This window comes from Streptomyces sp. NPDC058985 (assembly GCF_042740985.1).
GTDB lineage: Bacteria > Actinomycetota > Actinomycetes > Streptomycetales > Streptomycetaceae > Streptomyces.
Genome location: NZ_JBHYJX010000016.1, coordinates 44769 through 62517, shown reverse-complemented (window position 1 = coordinate 62517; position 17749 = coordinate 44769). Strand labels below are relative to the sequence as shown.

At 71.5% G+C, this 17749-nt stretch carries 17 protein-coding genes and 2 tRNA genes; 9 read left to right on the top strand and 10 right to left on the bottom strand.

Features of this window, described 5'->3' with window-relative positions:
- The first annotated feature begins 3 nt into the window (after positions 1-3).
- Positions 4-609 (top strand): lytic polysaccharide monooxygenase, encoded by a 606-nt coding sequence (locus tag ACFW01_RS16820; protein ID WP_234959624.1) that lies wholly within the window; start codon positions 4-6, stop codon positions 607-609.
- A gap of 54 nt (positions 610-663) precedes the next feature.
- Here the strand turns inward: ACFW01_RS16820 and ACFW01_RS16815 are convergent.
- From ACFW01_RS16815 to ehuB, 6 genes are all read right to left on the bottom strand, one after another.
- Positions 664-737 (bottom strand) — tRNA-Lys (locus ACFW01_RS16815).
- A gap of 95 nt (positions 738-832) precedes the next feature.
- Positions 833-1591, bottom strand: a complete 759-nt coding sequence (locus ACFW01_RS16810; protein ID WP_234959772.1) for an IclR family transcriptional regulator C-terminal domain-containing protein — start codon at positions 1589-1591, stop codon at positions 833-835.
- Positions 1592-1772: 181 nt separating this feature from the next.
- A complete protein-coding gene (gene ehuA, locus ACFW01_RS16805) occupies positions 1773-2558 on the bottom strand; it encodes an ectoine/hydroxyectoine ABC transporter ATP-binding protein EhuA (RefSeq protein WP_234959625.1) in 786 nt (261 codons plus the stop codon).
- The gene (gene ehuD / locus ACFW01_RS16800) at positions 2548-3198 is read right to left on the bottom strand and encodes an ectoine/hydroxyectoine ABC transporter permease subunit EhuD (RefSeq protein WP_161331220.1); all 651 of its coding nucleotides are present in this window, start codon (positions 3196-3198) and stop codon (positions 2548-2550) included. Before ehuD ends, ehuA begins: the two co-directional genes overlap by 11 nt.
- Positions 3198-3911 (bottom strand): ectoine/hydroxyectoine ABC transporter permease subunit EhuC, encoded by a 714-nt coding sequence (gene ehuC, locus ACFW01_RS16795; protein ID WP_234959626.1) that lies wholly within the window; start codon positions 3909-3911, stop codon positions 3198-3200. The genes ehuD and ehuC overlap by 1 nt, the downstream gene beginning before the upstream one ends.
- Positions 3908-4837 carry an ectoine/hydroxyectoine ABC transporter substrate-binding protein EhuB gene (gene ehuB, locus ACFW01_RS16790; protein ID WP_234959627.1) on the bottom strand — a complete coding sequence of 310 codons (930 nt, stop codon included), beginning with the start codon at positions 4835-4837 and terminating at the stop codon, positions 3908-3910. Before ehuB ends, ehuC begins: the two co-directional genes overlap by 4 nt.
- Positions 4838-4943: 106 nt before the next feature.
- On the opposite strand from ehuB, the gene ACFW01_RS16785 reads away from it, so the two are divergent.
- Complete coding sequence (locus ACFW01_RS16785; protein ID WP_122619917.1) at positions 4944-5438, top strand: DUF3830 family protein; 495 nt, start codon at positions 4944-4946, stop codon at positions 5436-5438.
- A gap of 245 nt (positions 5439-5683) precedes the next feature.
- Here the strand turns inward: ACFW01_RS16785 and ACFW01_RS16780 are convergent, their stop codons facing one another.
- The gene (locus ACFW01_RS16780) at positions 5684-7069 is read right to left on the bottom strand and encodes an amidase (protein ID WP_384504245.1); all 1386 of its coding nucleotides are present in this window, start codon (positions 7067-7069) and stop codon (positions 5684-5686) included.
- A 23-nt stretch (positions 7070-7092) separates the two neighbouring features.
- Complete coding sequence (locus ACFW01_RS16775; RefSeq protein WP_384504243.1) at positions 7093-8040, bottom strand: D-2-hydroxyacid dehydrogenase; 948 nt, start codon at positions 8038-8040, stop codon at positions 7093-7095.
- A 200-nt stretch (positions 8041-8240) separates the two neighbouring features.
- Between ACFW01_RS16775 and ACFW01_RS16770 the strand changes: the two genes are divergently transcribed.
- From ACFW01_RS16770 to ACFW01_RS16745, 6 genes are all read left to right on the top strand, one after another.
- Positions 8241-9086 (top strand): decarboxylase, encoded by an 846-nt coding sequence (locus ACFW01_RS16770; RefSeq protein WP_234959630.1) that lies wholly within the window; start codon positions 8241-8243, stop codon positions 9084-9086.
- Entirely contained in the window at positions 9083-9814 is a 732-nt protein-coding gene (locus ACFW01_RS16765) for an aspartate/glutamate racemase family protein (protein WP_234959631.1), read from the top strand. Before ACFW01_RS16770 ends, ACFW01_RS16765 begins: the two co-directional genes overlap by 4 nt.
- 394 nt (positions 9815-10208) lie before the next feature.
- Positions 10209-11768: a polysaccharide lyase family 1 protein gene (locus ACFW01_RS16760; protein WP_384504240.1), complete on the top strand. Its 1560-nt coding sequence runs from the start codon at positions 10209-10211 to the stop codon at positions 11766-11768.
- A gap of 172 nt (positions 11769-11940) precedes the next feature.
- Positions 11941-12288 (top strand): hypothetical protein, encoded by a 348-nt coding sequence (locus ACFW01_RS16755; RefSeq protein WP_234959633.1) that lies wholly within the window; start codon positions 11941-11943, stop codon positions 12286-12288.
- A 112-nt stretch (positions 12289-12400) separates the two neighbouring features.
- Entirely contained in the window at positions 12401-12976 is a 576-nt protein-coding gene (locus ACFW01_RS16750) for a bifunctional DNA primase/polymerase (protein WP_384504238.1), read from the top strand.
- Positions 12967-13040, top strand: a tRNA-Lys gene (locus ACFW01_RS16745). The genes ACFW01_RS16750 and ACFW01_RS16745 overlap by 10 nt, the downstream gene beginning before the upstream one ends.
- Positions 13041-13170: 130 nt before the next feature.
- Here ACFW01_RS16745 and ACFW01_RS16740 read toward each other — a convergent pair.
- Complete coding sequence (locus ACFW01_RS16740) at positions 13171-14376, bottom strand: M6 family metalloprotease domain-containing protein (RefSeq protein ID WP_384504348.1); 1206 nt, start codon at positions 14374-14376, stop codon at positions 13171-13173.
- 370 nt (positions 14377-14746) lie between these two features.
- Between ACFW01_RS16740 and ACFW01_RS16735 the strand changes: the two genes are divergently transcribed.
- Entirely contained in the window at positions 14747-16639 is a 1893-nt protein-coding gene (locus ACFW01_RS16735) for a putative bifunctional diguanylate cyclase/phosphodiesterase (RefSeq protein WP_384504236.1), read from the top strand.
- Here the strand turns inward: ACFW01_RS16735 and ACFW01_RS16730 are convergent.
- Positions 16618-17724 (bottom strand): LLM class flavin-dependent oxidoreductase, encoded by a 1107-nt coding sequence (locus tag ACFW01_RS16730; RefSeq protein ID WP_384504234.1) that lies wholly within the window; start codon positions 17722-17724, stop codon positions 16618-16620. The genes ACFW01_RS16735 and ACFW01_RS16730 overlap by 22 nt on opposite strands.
- Between the last annotated feature and the right edge of the window lie 25 nt (positions 17725-17749).

The following is a 17749-nucleotide window of genomic DNA, read 5'->3' as shown; positions in this document are numbered from 1 at the left end:
AGTATGCGCACAAGGACCAAGATCTACGCCGCCGCGGTGGGTATGGCGACCACCGGAGCCCTGGTGCTCTCGTCCGGCGGCGCCACCGGTCACGGCTACACCGACCTGCCCGTCAGCCGGCAGAAGGTGTGCCAGAACGGCACCGTCAGCGGGTGCGGCGCCATCCAGTGGGAGCCGCAGAGCGTGGAGGGCCCCAAGGGCTTCCCGGCCTCCGGGCCGGCCGACGGGAAGATCTGTTCCGCGGGGGTCGGCTCCTTCGCCCCGCTGGACAGCCCCAAGCAGCCCAACGGCCAGGCGTGGCCGACCACCGGGGTCAACGGCGGGCAGAACTACACCTTCCGCTGGCAGTTCACCGCCCGGCACCGCACGACCGACTTCAAGTACTACGTCACCAAGCCGGGCTGGAACCAGAACCACAACCTGGCCCGGTCCGACCTCAACCTGACACCGTTCTTCACGGTGCCCTACAACAACCAGCAGCCCCCGGCCACGCTCTCCCACAGCGGCAGGCTGCCGTCCGGGCTGAGCGGACACCACGTGATCGTCGCGGTCTGGACGATCGCCGACACGGGCAACGCGTTCTACGCGTGCTCGGACGTCACCTTCTGATCGGGCGCGAACGAGCAAGATCCCCCTCGCCGGAGCGAGGGGGATCCTGTGCTGTGCGCCGCCAGGGACTCGAACCCCGGACCCGCTGATTAAGAGTCAGCTGCTCTAACCAACTGAGCTAGCGGCGCATGACTCCCGCCGTCCGCTTCCCGCGGCCGGCGACGACGAAAATACTACCCGGTCCCGGGGGGTGCTCCCGACCACCCCGGCCACCGGAGCCGCGCTAGATCGTCAGCGACAGCAGCACCGGCGCCGCGTTCCGGTTCAGCTCGTCCGCCGCCTCGCGCAGCCGGTGCGCCTGCTCCACCGGGAGCGACAGGGCCAGACAGCCCACGGAGGAGCCGGCCGTGATCGGGACGGCCGCGCAGACCGTGCCCACCGCGTACTCCTGGAGGTCGAGGACCGGCACGGTGGGCGGCTGGGACTCCAGCCGGGACATCAGGAGCGCGTCGCTGGTGATGGTGCGCGAGGTCAGCCGGGCCATCCGGTGCCGGGCCAGATGGTCGCGGCGGCCCGCGTGGTCCAGCTGGGTCAGCAGGCTCTTGCCGACCGCGGTGGCGTGCGCCGAGACCTTGAAGTCGACCCACTCGTTGACCTTGGGCGTGGCCGGGCTGTCGGCGTACTGGGTGACGCTTACCTCGCCGTCGACGTACCGGCTGATGTAGACGGCGGCGCCCACCGAGTCGCGCAGCCGGTCCAGGGTGCGCTGGAGCTTGTCCCGCACCGCCTGCTCGCGTCCGTCGGCCGAGCCCAGGCGGGCCAGGGCCTCACCGGTGACGTACGCGCCGTCGGCGGTCTGCTCGACGTAGCCCTCGCGGCGCAGCATGCGCAGGAGCGCGGTCAGCCGCTCCTGGTCGAGGCCGGAGCCGCGGCCGAGTTCGGCGGCGGTGACTCCGGAGGAGTGCCGCGCCACCGTCTCCAGGACACGCAGGGCGTCCTGGGCCGAGTGGTGCGGCGCGGTCGGCCTGTGCTGCAGCGCCACGGTGGTCTCCCCCTGCGCTCGCTGGTGCATCCCGGCTTCCACGATAGCCGCCAAGAAGCCTCTCGGGAGGGCTTGTTGACCGGATTCCGGGGCCCTCATCTGCGGCGCAGGCCCTCTGGCACATGCCAGTGGCCTGCCCCACCGCCTCGACCTCGGACGTTGGGGCAGGCCCACCGTGCAATTACAGGACCGCGCTGAGAAACTCCCGCGTCCGGTCGTGCTCCGGCTCGCTGAAGATCTTCTCGGGCGGGCCGGCCTCGATGACCCTGCCCGAGTCGAACATCAGCACCTGGTCCGAGATGTCCCGGGCGAAGTTCATCTCGTGGGTCACGCACAGCATGGTGATGTCCGTGGTGCGGGCGATGTCCCTGAGCAGGTCGAGGACGCCCGCGACCAGCTCGGGGTCGAGCGCCGAGGTCACCTCGTCGAGGAGCAGCACCTTCGGCCGCATCGCCAGCGCCCGGGCGATCGCCACCCGCTGCTGCTGACCGCCGGAGAGCTGGGCCGGGTGGGCGTCGCACTTGTCGCCGAGGCCCACCATGTCGAGCAGCTCCCTGGCCCGCTCCACCGCCTCGTCCTTGGACAGGCCGAGCACGGTGACCGGCGCCTCGGTGATGTTGCGCAGCACCGTCATGTTCGGGAACAGGTTGAACTGCTGGAACACCATCCCGATCTGCTTGCGCACCTCCCGACGCTCCTTCTCGGTCGCCGGGAACAGCTTCTGCCCGTCCACGGTGATCGTGCCCTCGTCGGGCTTGAGCAGCGTCATCAGCAGCCGCAGGATCGTCGTCTTGCCCGAGCCGGACGGCCCGATCAGGGTGACGTGCTTGCCCGCGTCCACGGCGAAGTCGAGGTTGTCGAGGACGGTGTTGTCCCCGAACCGCTTGGTGACCCGCTCCAGGCGGATCAGCTCGGAGCCGCCTCGCTCGGGGCTTTTCTCGGGGTTGGGAAGAGTGTCAGTGGACAAGGCGTCGCTCCAGGGCTCGCAGGGCAAGGGAGGCCAGGTAGGAGATGATGATGAAGGCCACACCGATCACCGTCAGGGGCTCGGTGAACTGGAAGTTCTGCTGCGAGAACAGCCGGGCCTCGCCGAGCATCTCCAGCACCGTGATCGCCATCAGCAGCGGCGTGTCCTTGAGCATGGAGATCACGTAGTTGCCCAGGGCGGGCACCACGCGGCGGATCGCCTGCGGCAGGATGACCGCCGTCCACGTCCGCGCGAGCGGCAGGTTGAGCGCCGTCGCGGCCTCCCACTGGCCGACCGGCACCGCCTCGATGCCGGCCCGGTAGACCTGCATCGTGTACGTCGAGTAGTGCAGGCCGATGGCGACCACACCGGTGGTGAGCGCCGAGAAGGTGATGTTCCACTCGGGCAGCACGTAGAAGAGGAAGAACAGCTGCACCAGCAGCGGGGTGTTCCGGATGAACTCGGTGACCACCCCGATCGGCCAGGTCACCCAGCGGCTCGGCACCCGCATCAGCAGCGCCCACACCAGGCCCAGGCCGAAGGAGACCAGCGAGCCGAGGACCAGGATCTGCAGGGTGACCAGCAGACCGTCCCAGAAGTGCGGCATGAAGTCGGAGACCGCGCTCCAGTCCCAGTTCATCAGGCAGCGCCCCCAACGTTGGTCGTCTCAGGACGCTTCAGCTCCGTGTCGGGCTTGCGCACCGGGGCTTTGCCGACGCCCGCCTTCAGCTTCTTCTCCAGGCCGCGCATCACCCGCGTGAGCAGGAACGCGATCACGAAGTAGATCAGCAGGATGTACGTGTAGATCTCCGCGCTCTCCTGGAGCGCCAGCCGCACCAGGTTGCCGCTGAACGCCAGGTCGCCCATGCCCATGATCGAGACCAGGGCGGTGCCCTTGAGCAGCTCGATCAGCAGGTTGGAGAACGGCGGGATCATCTCCGGCACGGCCTGCGGCAGCAGGATCAGCCTCATCCGCTGCCAGGGAGTGAAGCTCAGCGCGATGCCGCCCTCCCGCTGCGCCGGGTCGACCGCGGCGAGCGAGCCGCGCACGATCTCGGAGCCGTACGCCCCGTAGGTCAGGCCAAGCGCCAGCGTGCCCGCCCACATCGGCACCAGCTGCCAGCCGAAGGCCGGGGGCAGCACGAAGAACACCCAGAAGATCATCACCAGCGCGGAGGTGCCGCGGAACACCTCGGTGTAGAAGCCCGCGAGGAAGCGGACGACCCACAGCCGGTGGGTGCGCGCGATGCCGACCACGAAGGAGACGGCCGTCGCCAGCAGGGTGCTGAAGAAGAGCAGCTGGATGGTGACCCAGACGCCCTGGAGTACGAGTTCCCACAGTCCCGAGGTCATCCGCCGCAGAGCTCCTTCGCGGTCAGATCCGTCATCTCGTTCTCGGTGAAACCGAAGGGCTTGAGGATGCGGAGCAGTTCGCCGCTCTTCTTGAGCTTCTGCAGCTCGACGTTGAAGGCGTCCCGCAGGTTGGTCTCGTCCGGGCGGAAGGCGAAGCCGCCGCCGTCGACGTGCGGTTCGCCGTCGACGATGGGCTTGAAGGCGTCGGTGACCTCGGCCTTGCTGGACTTCTTCACCACCTCGCGGGTGGTCAGCGCCGTCCCCGCGAAGACGTCCACGCGCCCGGACTCGACCGCGTTCAGGCCGGCCACCTGGTCGGGCACGATCAGGATGTCGCTCTCCTTGTACCCTGCCTCCACCGCGTAGCCGATCTCGGCGTAGCCGGTGCCGGTCGCGAACTTGGCCTTCTTCTCCACGACGTCCTTGTAGTCGCGCAGCCCGAGGGGGTTCCCCTTGCGCACGATGAAGGAGTCCAGCATCTGGTAGTCGGGGTCGGAGAAGATGACCTGCTGGCAGCGGTCGGGGTTGATGTACATCCCGGCCGCGACGATGTCGAACTGCTGCGACGCCAGCCCCGGGATGAGGGAGCCGAACTCCGTCGGCACCGGCTGCACCCGGTCCACTCCGAGGCGCTTGAAAATGACCTTGGCCAGCTCGGGTGCCTCGCCGGTCAGCTCACCGTTCTTGTCGATGTACCCGAAGGGGATCTCGCCCGCGATGCCGAGCCGGGCGACGCCCTGTGCCTTGAGCCGGTCGAGAAGATCGCCGCCTTCCACATCGGACGCGGTGGCCACCCGGGAGCAGCCGGCCGCCCCCAGTGCGCCGAGCGCCGCGACCCCCGCGAGCAGCGACCGGCGGGTGGGCCCGGCTGTCCTGGACCTTTGGTCGGATATACCCCATGGCGGGGTTCTGTGTGGTGGAGCCATGGGCGCGCAGCTACCCGAAGCGTGAGGGGTTATGCCGACCGTTTTCAGTCCGATACCTCGGCCCCGCGCCCTTGACCGCGGGGCCGCGGGGCACTGCCATGGGGGTATGGCTGATCGCTACATCGAAGTCTCGCTGGTCAAGCGCGGAATCACCTGCACGGCCCAACTGCTCGACGACCGGGCCCCGATCACCTGCAAGGCCGTCTGGGACGCCCTCCCCCTCGGCAGCGACGTGTATCACGCCAAATACGCGCGCAACGAGATCTACGCCCTCTTCCCGCCCTTCGCGACATCCGAGCCACCACTGGAGAATCCGACGGTAACGCCCATTCCGGGCGACCTGTGCTACTTCGCCTTCGCCGGTGCCGAACTGGGCACCAAGGCGTACGGCTACGACCGGGAGGTCCGCGCGGGCACCACCCTCGTCGACCTCGCCCTGTTCTACGAGCGCAACAACCTCCTGCTCAACGCCGACGTCGGCTGGGTCCCCGGCACCGTCTGGGGCCAGATCGTCGAGGGCCTGCCCGCGATGGCCGAGGCCTGCAACGACCTGTGGCGCACGGGGGCGGCGGGGGAGACCCTCAGCTTCCGCCGCGCGTAGGCCTCCGGCGGTGGGGCGGGGGAGGGCGGGGGTCCCGTCGCCGGGTGCCCCTGGCCCCTCGCCGGGGATCCCCGCCTCCCGGCTGGGTGCCCTCGCCTCCCGGCTGGGTGCCCCGACCCCCTCGCGGGCGGCGTGGTCCTGCCGTGGGCGGGCTCGCCGTGCGCGGGTTCGTGGGGCGCTGAGTGGCCGGGCCCGGCTCAGGTCGGCCCCGATCGGGCAGGGCCTGGAATGGGCCCCGCCCGGGGCTACGCCGGGTCCGCCTGCTGCAACGCGTGTGCCGCGCGTAGGACCAGGTCGTCGCGGTGGCGGGCGGCGATCAGTTGGAGGCCGATGGGGAGGCCGTCCCCGTCGGTGCCCACCGGTACCGACGCCGCCGGCTGCTGGGTGAGGTTGAAGGGGTAGGTGAAGGGGGTCCACCCCGTCCAGCGCCGGTGGCCGGAGCCCTTCGGCACCTCCGCGCCCGCCTCGAACGCCGTGATCGGCAGCGTCGGCGTGACCAGCAGGTCGTACTCCTCGTGGAAGCGGCCCATCCGGCGGCCCAGCTCCATCCGGACGTCCACCGCGGCCAGGTACTCCAGCGCCGAGTACCGGGCGCCCGCCCCGACGATCTCCCGCAGCCCCGGGTCGAGCAGCTCCCGCTGACCCGCCCGCAGATGTTGCACCACGCGGGCCGCCCCGCTGAACCACAGCGTGTGGAAGGCCTCCACCGGGTCCGAGAAGTCGGGGTCCACCTCCGCGACGAACGCGCCCAGTTCCGCCAGCCGCTGCACGGCCTCCCGGACCGCCGTCGCCACCGCCGGGCGCACCGCCACCTGCCCGCCGAGCGAGGGCGAGTACGCCACCCGCAGCCCCCGCACCCCGCCGGCCAGGGCCTCGGTGTACGAGCCGGGCGCCGGCCCCAGCGCCGACCAGTCCCGCGCGTCGGGAGTGCCGATGACGTCGAGGAGCAGCGCCGCGTCCGCCGCGTCCCGGGTGATCGGGCCGACGTGCGCGAGGGTGCCGAACGCGCTCGCCGGGTACAGCGGCACCCGCCCGTACGTCGGTTTCAGGCCGAAGACGCCGCAGAAGGAGGCCGGGATGCGCACGCTCCCGCCGCCGTCCGTGCCGAGCGCCAGCGGCCCCGCCCCGAGGGCAACGGCAGCCGCCGCGCCCCCGCTGGAACCGCCCGCCGTACGAGACGGATCGTGCGGGTTGCGGGTGATGCCGGACAGCGGCGAGTCCGTCACGCCCTTCCAGCCGTACTCGGGCGTGGTCGTCTTGCCGAGGAACACCGCGCCGTGCTCGCGCAGCCGGGCGACGGAGGGCGCGTCCTCGTCCCAGGGGCCGTCCGGCGAGACGGCCAGGGAGCCGCGCAGGGTGGGCTGACCGCGCGTCAGCAAGATGTCCTTCACCGTGACCGGCACCCCGTCCAGGCGCCCGCACGGCTCCCCGCGCCGCCACCGCTCCTCCGCCCGCCGGGCCCGGCCGAGCGCCTCCTCGCCGGTGAGCCGGACGAAGGCGTTCACCTCCGGCTGGATCTGTTCGGCCCGGTCCAGCGCCGCCCGGGTCACCTCGACGGGGCTGAAAACTCCCTTGCGATAACCGTCGACGAGCTGCACCGCGGTCAGCTCGGTGAGGTCGAGGTCCGTCATGCACCCTCCCGCTTCCTGGGACGTCAGTGTCCGGGCACGTATCCGCGCTTCTTGTCGACCACGTTCGCCAGCGGCCGGCCCGCCGCCCAGCTCTCGAACAATTCCACGAACTGCGCGCCCAGTTCGTCCCGCCAGCCGACCACGTCCCCGCTCATGTGCGGGGAGATGATCAGATCGGAGACCCGCCACAGCGGGCTCTCCGGCGCGAGGGGCTCCCGGCTCAGCACGTCCAGCGCGGCACCCGCGATCCAGCGCCTGGTCAGCGCCTCGGCCAGGTCGTCCTCCACGACCAGCTGACCCCGCCCCACGTTCACGAACCGGGCGGAGGGCTGCATCACCCCGAACCGCCGGGCGTCGAACATGCCGCGCGTGTCGTCGGTGAGCGGCGCCGCCGCGACCACCCAGTCGGCGCGGGCCAGCAGCCGGTCCAGCTCGTCCGGCCCGTGCACACCGGTGCGAGCGGTGCGGCCGACCAGCGCGGTGGTGATGCCGAGCGCCTTGAGCGTCTGCGCGATCGCCCGCCCGATCGGCCCGGAACCGACCACACAGGCGCGTGTTCCGGCCACGCGCATCGACTCGCGGTGGAGCCAGGTCCGCTCACCCTGCAGCCGCAGTGTCGTCGGCAGGTCCTTCGCCATCGCCAGGACGAGCGCGGCGACGTACTCGGCGATCGGCTGGTCGAAGACGCCGCGCGCGTTGGTCACCACCGTCTCGGAATCGGCCAGCTCCGGACACATCAGATGGTCCACCCCGGCGCTCGCCGTGTGCACCCAGCGCGGCCGCGGGCCGTCGCCGGGCCACGCCTCGCGCACCGCGTGCGAGCTGAAGTCCCACACGAGCAGCACGTCCGCGTGCGGCAACCGCTCGGCGAGGGACTTCGCGTCGGTGTGCTCGATCCGGGCCTGGCCGGTCAGCCGGCCCAGCCGGGGGAGGGGTTCGGCGTCCAGGACGAGAAGCGTGGGCGTGCTCATCGGCAGGCGTGTCTCCGGTACGGGGGAGGTACGGGGAAAACTGGGGCGGTTCGGGTGTTGACGCGGAAGTTAACCGGCTGTTGACCTGGGAGTGACGCGGGCGGATTGACCACGCTCGCACCGCAACCTACCTTCGTCAACACGGCCGTGCGTAACGGTGCGTTGCCCTCTCCTTCCTCAGTGTGAGGCCGGTGCGTGCCATGGACATCTCCTTTCTCGGCGGACCAGCTCCGCAACGCGGGGTCGGCGTGGTCGCCCCGTTCGACTTCGCACTCGATCGCGAGCTGTGGCGATGGGTGCCCGACGAGGTCTCGCTGCACATGACGCGAACCCCTTTCGTGCCCGTCGAGGTCAGTCTGGACCTCGCGCGGATGGTCAGCGAGCACGAAACCCTCGGCGAGGCGGTGCGCACCCTCAACGCCATCGCCCCCGAGGTCGTCGCCTACGCCTGCACCTCGGGCAGCTTCGTCGGCGGCGTCGCCGGCGAACGGGCGATGTGCGAGGCGATGACCTGGGCGGGGGCGGTCCCGTCCGTGACCACCTCCGGCGCGTTGCTGGACGCGCTGGCCGAGTTGGGCGTGCGCCGGCTCGCGCTGGTGACGCCGTACACCGTGTCGGTCACCCGGTCGCTGGAGGCGTACATCGCCGAGGCCGGAGTGACGGTCACCGGGTGCGCCTTCATGGGTCTGACCCGGCACATCTGGAAGGTGCCGTACCGCGACGTGGCCGACATGGCGCGCCAGGCGGTACCGGTCGAGGGTGCGGCGGACGCCCTCTTCATCTCCTGCACCAACCTCCCCACCTACGACGTCATCCCGCAGTTGGAGGCCGAGCTGCGGATCCCGGTGATCTCGGCCAACCAAGTGACGATGTGGGCGGCGCTGCGCCGACTGGGTACCCGTGCCGTGGGGCCGTACCAGACGCTGACCGATCCGTCGGCGCGCACCGGCCCCGCGGTGCCGGGACCGGCCGGCCCCGCAGTGGCGGACATGCCGGGCGTCACGGACGGCCCGGACACCGAACAGCAGCAGGAAGGGTGGACATGACAGCACTGGGGTTCCTGTACCCGGGCCACTCCGGCGAGGACGACTATCCACGCATCGAGCAGCTGCTGGGCAGCGACATCCGGGTGGACCTGGTGCACACGGACATCGGCGAGGACGCGCACCGGGTGGACGCCCTGCTGGAGATGGGGTCGCCGCGGCGGCTCGCGGCCGGCGTCGAGGAGCTGCGGCTGGCCGGCGCCGACGCCGTGGTGTGGGCCTGCACCAGTGGCAGTTTCGTGCACGGCTGGGAGGGCGCGCAGGAACAGGTGCGCGGCCTGGCCCAGACGGCCGGACTGCCAGCCTCGTCGACCTCGTTCGCCTTCGTGCACGCGGTGCGCGAGGTCGGGGCGCGGCGGGTCGCGATCGGCGCGACCTATCCGCAGGACGTGGCACAGCTCTTCGCGGAGTTCCTCCGGGCCGCCGGCATCGAGGTGGTCGACGTGGTCGGCTCGGGCATCATCACGGCCGCGGAGGTCGGCACCTGGACCGAGACGGAGGTGCTGGCACTGGCCCGCGCCGCCGACCGCCCGGACGCGGAGGCGGTGCTGCTGCCGGACACCGCCCTGCACACGGCGGCCCACATCCCGGCCCTGGAGAAGGAGCTGGGCAAGCCGGTCCTGACGGCGAACCAGGTCACCATCTGGGAGGGCCTGCGCCTGGCGGACCGCCGGGTCAACGCTCCGGAACTGGGCGCGCTCTTCACCCGGGAGCCGGTGGTGCAGGCCTGAGGGGCCCTGTCAGGGGTCGTGACACGAGAGAGCCCCGGTCCCGCTGCTGCGGGGCCGGGGCTCTCCATGGAGCGCTGGGCAGGCCTTGCACCTGCATTTCCCCACGGGAAGTGGGGCGTCTTTCCTTGGACCACCAACGCACTGCCGGTTCTTGGGGGTTGACCCCCGTGATCAGGCAGCTTGAGCGTACCCCAGCCGCGCTCGGGGTGCACATCGACGGCGGTGCGATTCATGTACATGTCTATCGTCTGACTATCTGAATTTACCTGAACCCTTGTCAGGCCCCGGGCCGAACCCTATTCTCACGGCGAGAAAGCGCTTTCCCGACTGTCGTATTGACATGATCACGACAGTTCACTCGTTCCGGCATGTGAAGACGAAGGGGAGACCGAGGATGAGACGACCCGTCGCGCTGCGACTCCAGGCGGCGCTGGGGACACTGGCCCTCGCCGCCGCGACCGGGGTGGTGCTGGCCATGCCCGAGGCGGCGGCAGCGGCCGGTGGCGCCACCGGCTACGCGACCCAGAACGGCGGCACGACCGGCGGCGCGGGCGGGCAGACGGTCCGGGCCACCACCGGCACCGCGATCCACCAGGCCCTGTGCGGCCGGGCGGACAGCGCCACCCCGATCACCATCGAGGTCGAGGGCACCATCAACCACGGCAACACCAGCAAGGTGTCGGGCGACAGCTGCAACACCGCCGCCGACAGGATCGAGCTGAAGCAGATCAGCAACGTCACGATCGTCGGCGTCGGCAGCGGTGCCGTCTTCGACCAGCTGGGCATCCACATCCGGGAGTCCAGCAACATCATCATCCAGAACGTGACGGTCCGGAACGTCAAGAAGTCGGGCTCGCCCACCTCCAACGGCGGCGACGCCATCGGCATGGAGAGCGACGTCCGCAACGTCTGGGTCGACCACACCACCCTGGAGGCCTCGGGCGGCGAGTCGGCGGGCTTCGACGGCCTCTTCGACATGAAGGACAACACCCAGTACGTGACCCTGTCCTACAGCGTCCTGCGCAACTCCGGCCGCGGCGGTCTCATCGGCTCCAGCGAGAGCGACAGGTCCAACGGGTACGTCACCTTCCACCACAACAAGTACGAGAACATCGACTCCCGCACCCCCCTGCTGCGCGGCGGCACCTCGCACATCTACAACAACCACTACGTGGGCCTCAACGAGTCCGGCATCAACTCCCGGGCCGGCGCCAAGGCCAAGGTGGACAACAACTACTTCGAGGACTCCAAGGACGTCCTCGGCACCTTCTACACCGACGAGGCCGGCTACTGGCAGGTCAGCGGCAACATCTTCGACAACGTGACCTGGTCCGAGCCCGGCGGGGACACCAACCCGGCCGGACCCGACCCGCAGTCGAACACCACGGTCTCCATCCCGTACTCCTACGACCTGGACGCCGCCTCCTGCGTACCGGCCGTGGTGAGCGCCACGGCGGGCGCGAACAAGGGCCTCAAGGTGTCGGACGGAAGCTGCACGCCGCAGAACCCGGACCCGTCCCCGGACCCCACCGACCCGGACCCGACCGACCCGACCGAGCCGTCCCCGGACCCGACCGACCCGCCGAGCGGCACCAACCTCAGCATCGGCGCGGGCTCCGACGGCTCTTCGAAGGCGAGCGGCACCAGCTACGGCAACGTGCGCGACGGTGACATGGGCACGTACTGGTCGCCGGCCGGGACGACCGGCTCGGTCTCCGTGAAGTGGTCGTCCCCCACCACGGTCTCCAAGGTCGCCATCCGGGAGGCGGCCGGCTCCGAGGGGGCCATCGGCTCCTACCGGCTCGTCGACCACGGCACCGGAGCCGTGCTGGCCACCGGCAGCGGGGCGGGCGTGATCAGCTTCCCGGCGGTCTCCCTGACGAAGATCACCTTCGAGATCACCGGCGCCTCGGGCACCCCGAAGGTCGCCGAGTTCGAGACGTACGCGGGCTGATCCCCTCCGACCAGCCGCGTGCTCCCGTCCCAGGGGCGGGGGGTGTCCGGGCCGCCGCGCCGGGCACCCCCCGCCCTCTTGCGCGGGGGCGGGACAATGGACGGTGGCCCACTCCGACGGAGTGCCCCCGCGTGCGGGGGAGGGTCGTCGTGACGTACGAGGAGGAGAAGACATGGCGGAGCCCACGCCGCGTCGGAACGAACCGCGGCTACGCCCCGCGCCCCTGCTCTTCGAGCCGGCGGAGGCGGCCGCCGATCCCGAGCACTTCTTCGACCTCGAGTCGATCGACGACCCCCGGGCGCTGCTGGAGCGCGCCACCGAGCTGACGCAGGCCTTCCGCGCGGCGGCGGACCGCGCGATGGAGTACCAGGCGATCGCGGCGGCGCAGCTGGCCGACCCGCGCCGGTTCGACCGGCTCACCGCCGCGGACATCGCCGAGCGTGCCGAGTGGACCGAGGACTACGCCAAGAAGATGGTGGAGTTCGGACGCGATCTGATGCGCGGCGACTCCACGGAGTAGCCCGACCGCATATGCCAGGAGGGTGGGCAAGATACTCCCTTCCCCGCCGTCCTGTCCCCATTTCCCGCAACCCAGCGGAGCGGCTCCCTCACGCCCGGTAGATGTATGCGGCATGAGCAGCACACGCAACGCCACGCCCCACGTCTCGGACGTCACCTCGGACGGCGCCGCCTGGCTGGCCTCGGCGAGCGCGTACCCGCGCAGCACGCTGGCGCTGTGGACGGAGCGGCCCGCGGCCCCGGCCGTCCTGCCCTGCGGTTCCGCCTTCGACGTGGTGAGCGCCCCCGCGATCTTCGGGCGCCGGATGCTGGACCGGATGTGGGACGAGGGCCCGGGATCCGGCCCGGTGGCGGAGTTCCGGGGCCGGATGCTGCTGTTCGCCGCGCCGGGCACCGCCCAGCGGCTGCCGTCGCTTCTGGAGTGGGAGGAGTGGAGCGCCCGCGGCAGGGGGGACGGGCGTACGGGCGCGGTGCCGCCGCTGCTGTGTCACGGCGCCGGGGACGCGGTGACCGTACCGGCCCCCGCGGGCGGGCCCGCCCCTTCCGGGGCGCGGTGGCTGGTGGCGCCGGACACCCGTATGCCGTGGCTGCCGGGCCCGGAGATCCTGCTCTGGGCGGCCGTGCGGATTTCGATTTTTCCCTCCGCCGACCAGGATGCTAAGGTCTACGACGTCAGCAGGCGCCGCTAGCTCAGTTGGTTAGAGCAGCTGACTCTTAATCAGCGGGTCCGGGGTTCGAGTCCCTGGCGGCGCACGTTGGCGATGGCGAGGCATGTTCGCGGAAAGCGCGAACCGCCTCGCCATCGTTGTTTCTGCGCGGCTTCGCCGCGCGTTGCGGAGGCTTCGCCACCCGCACCCCCTCTTCGACGCGCCCCGCGGCTCCCTCACCCGGGTGTGATCTGTACGGTCCACGCCCCGGACTCCGAGCGTCCCTCCACTGCCACCCGGACGCCCTCGCCGGGGACCGTGAAGCTCTCGCCCAGGCCCACCGGGGCGTCGGCGAGAGGGGGGTAGACCGAGTCGGCCCAGCAGGACTCGGTCTCCGGGTGGGCGTCGATCACCTCGATCGGCCCGCCCCCGGACTCCGCCCCGCTGTGCACCCGGTAGACCAGCACCCCCGCCCGGCAGGCGGAGGCGTCGTTGCCGACGGGGGTCCGCACCTCGAAGGCGAGCACCGTGTCCGCGCCCGTGCGCACCACGGCCAGCTTCGTCCCCCGTCCGAGACCGAAGGCCGGCGCCCCGGCCGCGCCGGTCACCATGACCCCGGGCCCCGCCGCCAGCGGCTCCAGCGTCAGCCGGGTCGGACCCCTGCCCCGCACGCAGGTCACCTGCCGGGGCTCCAGCCAGCCCAGCTTCCACTTGTGCCAGCCGAACAGGTCCGGGGCGAGTCCGAACTGGCTGCCCATCAGGTCCCAGTCGCCGACGTGGGTGTCCCAGTCGCCCTCGCCGTCGACGGGCCGGTGGTAGAGGTCGGGCAGGTCGAAGACGTGCCCCGTCTCGTGGGCCAGGACCAGCCGGTCGGGCGGGTGGTTCTCGAAGACCGTGACGACCCGCCGCAGGGCGGTGCCGTCGGCCCGCATCGGGCGCTCCAGGTTGACGACCTTCGTGGCGTCGGAGTCCACGCCGGGCGCGTCCGGGTCCGCGACGAAGTAGACGACGTCGTAGCGGGAGAAGTCGACGTGCCGGTCGGCGGCCCGCAGCGCGTCGCGCAGGTAGGCGGCCCGGTGCTCGGGGCGCCAGTCGCGCCGTATGCCGTACGACGTCGACGGGCTCGGCATCGGGATCCAGTTCCGCATCGGGTGCGGGCGCAGGTTGAAGGCGCCGTACGAGGCCTGCTGGAAGAAGCGGGTGGTGGCCGGGAAGTGGTCGGCGGTGAGTTCGGCCGGCGACGTCAGCGGCTGGGAGTCGGGGAAGGACAGGAAGATCATCACCGCGTCCAGGGCGCGGGCGGGCCGCGGATAGGCGGCGTTCCAGGTGTCCAGGCCCTCGGAGTGGTGCACCTCGGTGCGCTTGAGGGCGCAGGGCTCCGGCGAGAACGGCTCGGCGACCGAGGGGGCGGTGATCAGGGAGGTCGCCGCGAGGGCCGACATGGTGGTGCACACCGCCGCAGTGGTGCGCAGGCGTGGCACATGAACCTCCGGGGCGGTCGACGGGACACCGCACCCAGCTTGTGCATGATTGTCGTATTACGCCCTGTTCGCCTGCACCGGATGGGTGAGTCGTCCGGTGCTTCGCAGTCGGCCTCCAGGCCGACACCCCGGCGGCACTCACGGAACGTCACAACTGGTCGGAGGCACGAAGAACCCGTCCAGGTGTGAGCAGAAACGATCTCTCAGAGTGGCCGCTCGGTCCGGAACGCGGAAAGGCGGCTGGAAGGGCCCGGTGTCAGCCTCTATGATCGGCACACTTTCCTGCACGAACAGAGCACGAACAGAGATCGAGGCACTGCGGGAGCGAGCGGTGAACGGAACCTCCGAAGGGCCGACGTCCGCGGCAGCCCTCGACCGGTCGGCTGTCACAGAAAGTGACCAAGACCTGGCTCCTCGTGCGGCGTGCGAGAGACCCGAGGCCTATCGCTCGGTGTTCACCGCCGCGCCCCTCGCCATGGCCGTCGTCGACGCCGAGGGCCTGGTCGTCAGCGCCAACGACACCCTCGGCACCTTGCTCGGCCACGACCCCGGCGCGCTGGTGGGTGGCGTGGCGGCCGACCTCGTCGACCTCGCCTCCGACGCAGGCATCTGGCACGCGTACCGCGAGGTGCTGCGCGGCCGGCAGCCCCGGCTGCGCTGCACCCGGCGGCTGAAGCGGGCCGACGGGCACTCCCTGTGGGCGCAGGTGACGGTCGAGCCGCTGGCCGGCGCCGGGGACACCCCGGGCCTCCTGCTGTCCGTCGCCGACGTCAGCGCGCGGCGCGAACTCCAGGCGCGGCTGCGCCACCTCCAGATGCACGACCCGGTGACCCGGCTGCCCAACCGCGCCCTGTTCTTCGAGCGGCTGACCGCCGCCCTGGAGGCGGAGACGTACGAGCACGGCGGCACTGGCCGGATCGGCGTCTGCTACCTGGACCTGGACGGCTTCAAGGCCGTCAACGACACCCACGGCCACCGTGTCGGCGACCGCCTGCTGGCCGCCGTCGCCGAGCGGCTGACGCGGTGCGCGGAGGAGGCCGCCGACGCCCGTTCGGGCGGCGCCCCCCTGGTGGCCCGGCTCGGCGGCGACGAGTTCGCCCTGCTCGTGGAGGACTCCACCGGGACCGAACAGGTCGCCGACCTGGCCGAAGCGGTCCTGGCGGCCCTCCAGCCGCCGTTCGAGCTGTCCGAGCGCCGTCTCTCCGTCACCGCCTCGGTCGGCGTCGTCGAACGCCACACCGCCGGTACCACGCCCACCGCCCTGATGCAGGCGGCCGACACGACCCTGTACTGGGCCAAGGCGGACGGCCGGGCGCGCTGGACGCTCTTCGACCCGGAGCGCAACGCCACCCGCATGACCCGCCAGGCACTCGCGGCCACGCTCCGTCCGGCCATCGAGCGCGGCGAGTTCGCGCTGGAGTACCAGCCGCTGGTCGGCATGGAGGACGGCCGGGTGCGGGGCGTCGAGGCGCTCATCCGCTGGAATCATCCTCAGTTCGGCGTACTGGCGCCGAATCGGTTCATCGCACTGGCGGAGGAGGATGGCTCGATCGTTCCGCTCGGCCGCTGGATCCTGCGCACGGCCTGCCACCAGGCGCGCCGCTGGCAGCTGGCCCACCCGGACGATCCGCCGATCTTCGTCAGCGTCAACGTGGCGGTCCGCCAGGTCTGGGACTCCGACCTGGTGGCGGACGTGGCCCGCACCCTGGAGGAGACGGGCCTCCCCCCGCACCTGCTCCAGCTGGAGCTGACCGAGTCGGCGGTCATGGGCTCGGCGGGCCGCCCGCTCCAGGTCCTCAAGGCGCTCAGCGACATGGGCGTCCACATCGCCATCGACGACTTCGGCACCGGCTACTCGAACCTGGCCTACCTCAGCCGGCTCCCCGTCTCCGTCCTGAAGCTGGACGGCGCCTTCGTGCGGGGCTTCCAGTACGACGCGGTACCCGGCGGCGGCACGGACGGCGGGGGTGTCGACCGGGGTGTCGCCAACCCGGCCGACGAGGTCATCGTCGAGGCGATGGTCCAGCTCGCCCACCGGCTGGGCCTGAGCGTCACCGCCGAGTGCGTGGAGACCTCCGACCAGGCGACCCGCCTGCGCCGCATCGGCTGCGACACCGGTCAGGGCTGGCTGTACTCCCGGCCGGTGGCACCGGACCGCATCTCCGCGCTGCTGGGCTCCGCCGGGCCCGGCGCGGCCGGGGTTCAGGCGGCCGGCAAGCCGTAGGCGTCGGCGATCAGCTCGTAGGAACGCAGACGCACGTCGCCGCCGTGGGCGTTGGCGGTGAGCATCAGTTCGTCGGCGCCGGTGCGCTTGCGCAGGTCGTCCAGGCCGGTCCGCACCTCGTCGGCGGTGCCGTGGATGACGTTGGCGTTCCAGGACCGCACGAACTCCTCCTCCATCGGGCTGAAGTCGTACGCCTCGGCCTCCTCGGGCGTCGGCACGAGCCCCGGCCGGCCCGTGCGCAGCCGCACCATGTTCAGCGCGGCCGCCTGCACCTGGCGGCGGGCCTCCTTCTCGTCGTCGGTCGCGAGCGCGGAGACGCCGATGAGGGCGTAGGGCGCGTCGAGGACGGCGGACGGCCGGAAGGAGTCCCGGTACAGGTCCAGCGCCGGGACGGTGTTCTGCGCGGAGAAGTGGTGCGCGAAGGCGAACGGCAGCCCGAGGGTGCCGGCCAGCCGCGCGCTGAACCCGGAGGAGCCGAGCAGCCACACCGGCGGCCGGTGGGCCGACTGCACGCCCCCGGGCGAGGTCGCCTGCACGGGCCCCGGCACGGCGTGGATACGCCCGTACGGGTGCCCGTCGGGGAAGTCGTCGTCCAGGAACCGGATCAGCTCGGCGAGCTGCTGCGGGAAGTCGTCGGCGCCCTCGTTGAGGCGGTCGGTACGGCGCAGGGCGGCGGCGGTGGCCCCGTCCGTGCCGGGCGCCCGGCCGAGGCCGAGGTCGACGCGTCCCGGCGCCATGGCCTCCAGCGTCCCGAACTGCTCCGCGATGACGAGGGGGGCGTGGTTCGGCAGCATCACCCCGCCGGACCCGAGCCGGATGCGGTCGGTGTGGGCCGCGAGGTGGGCCAGGATCACCGCGGGGGAGGAGGAGGCGACGCCGGGCATGGAGTGGTGCTCGGCGACCCAGTACCGGTGGAAGCCGCGCTTCTCGGCCAGCCGCGCGATGTCCACGCTGGTCCGCAGGGCGTCGGTGGCGGTCCGGCCGGCGCCGACGGTCACCAGGTCCAGCACGGAGAGGGGGACGGGGACGGCGCCCTGGGCGGTGCCCCGGATCTCCTCGGTGGCGTCTGCGGCGTCTGCGGACATGGCGGGGTGCCTCCTGTTGCGTGTG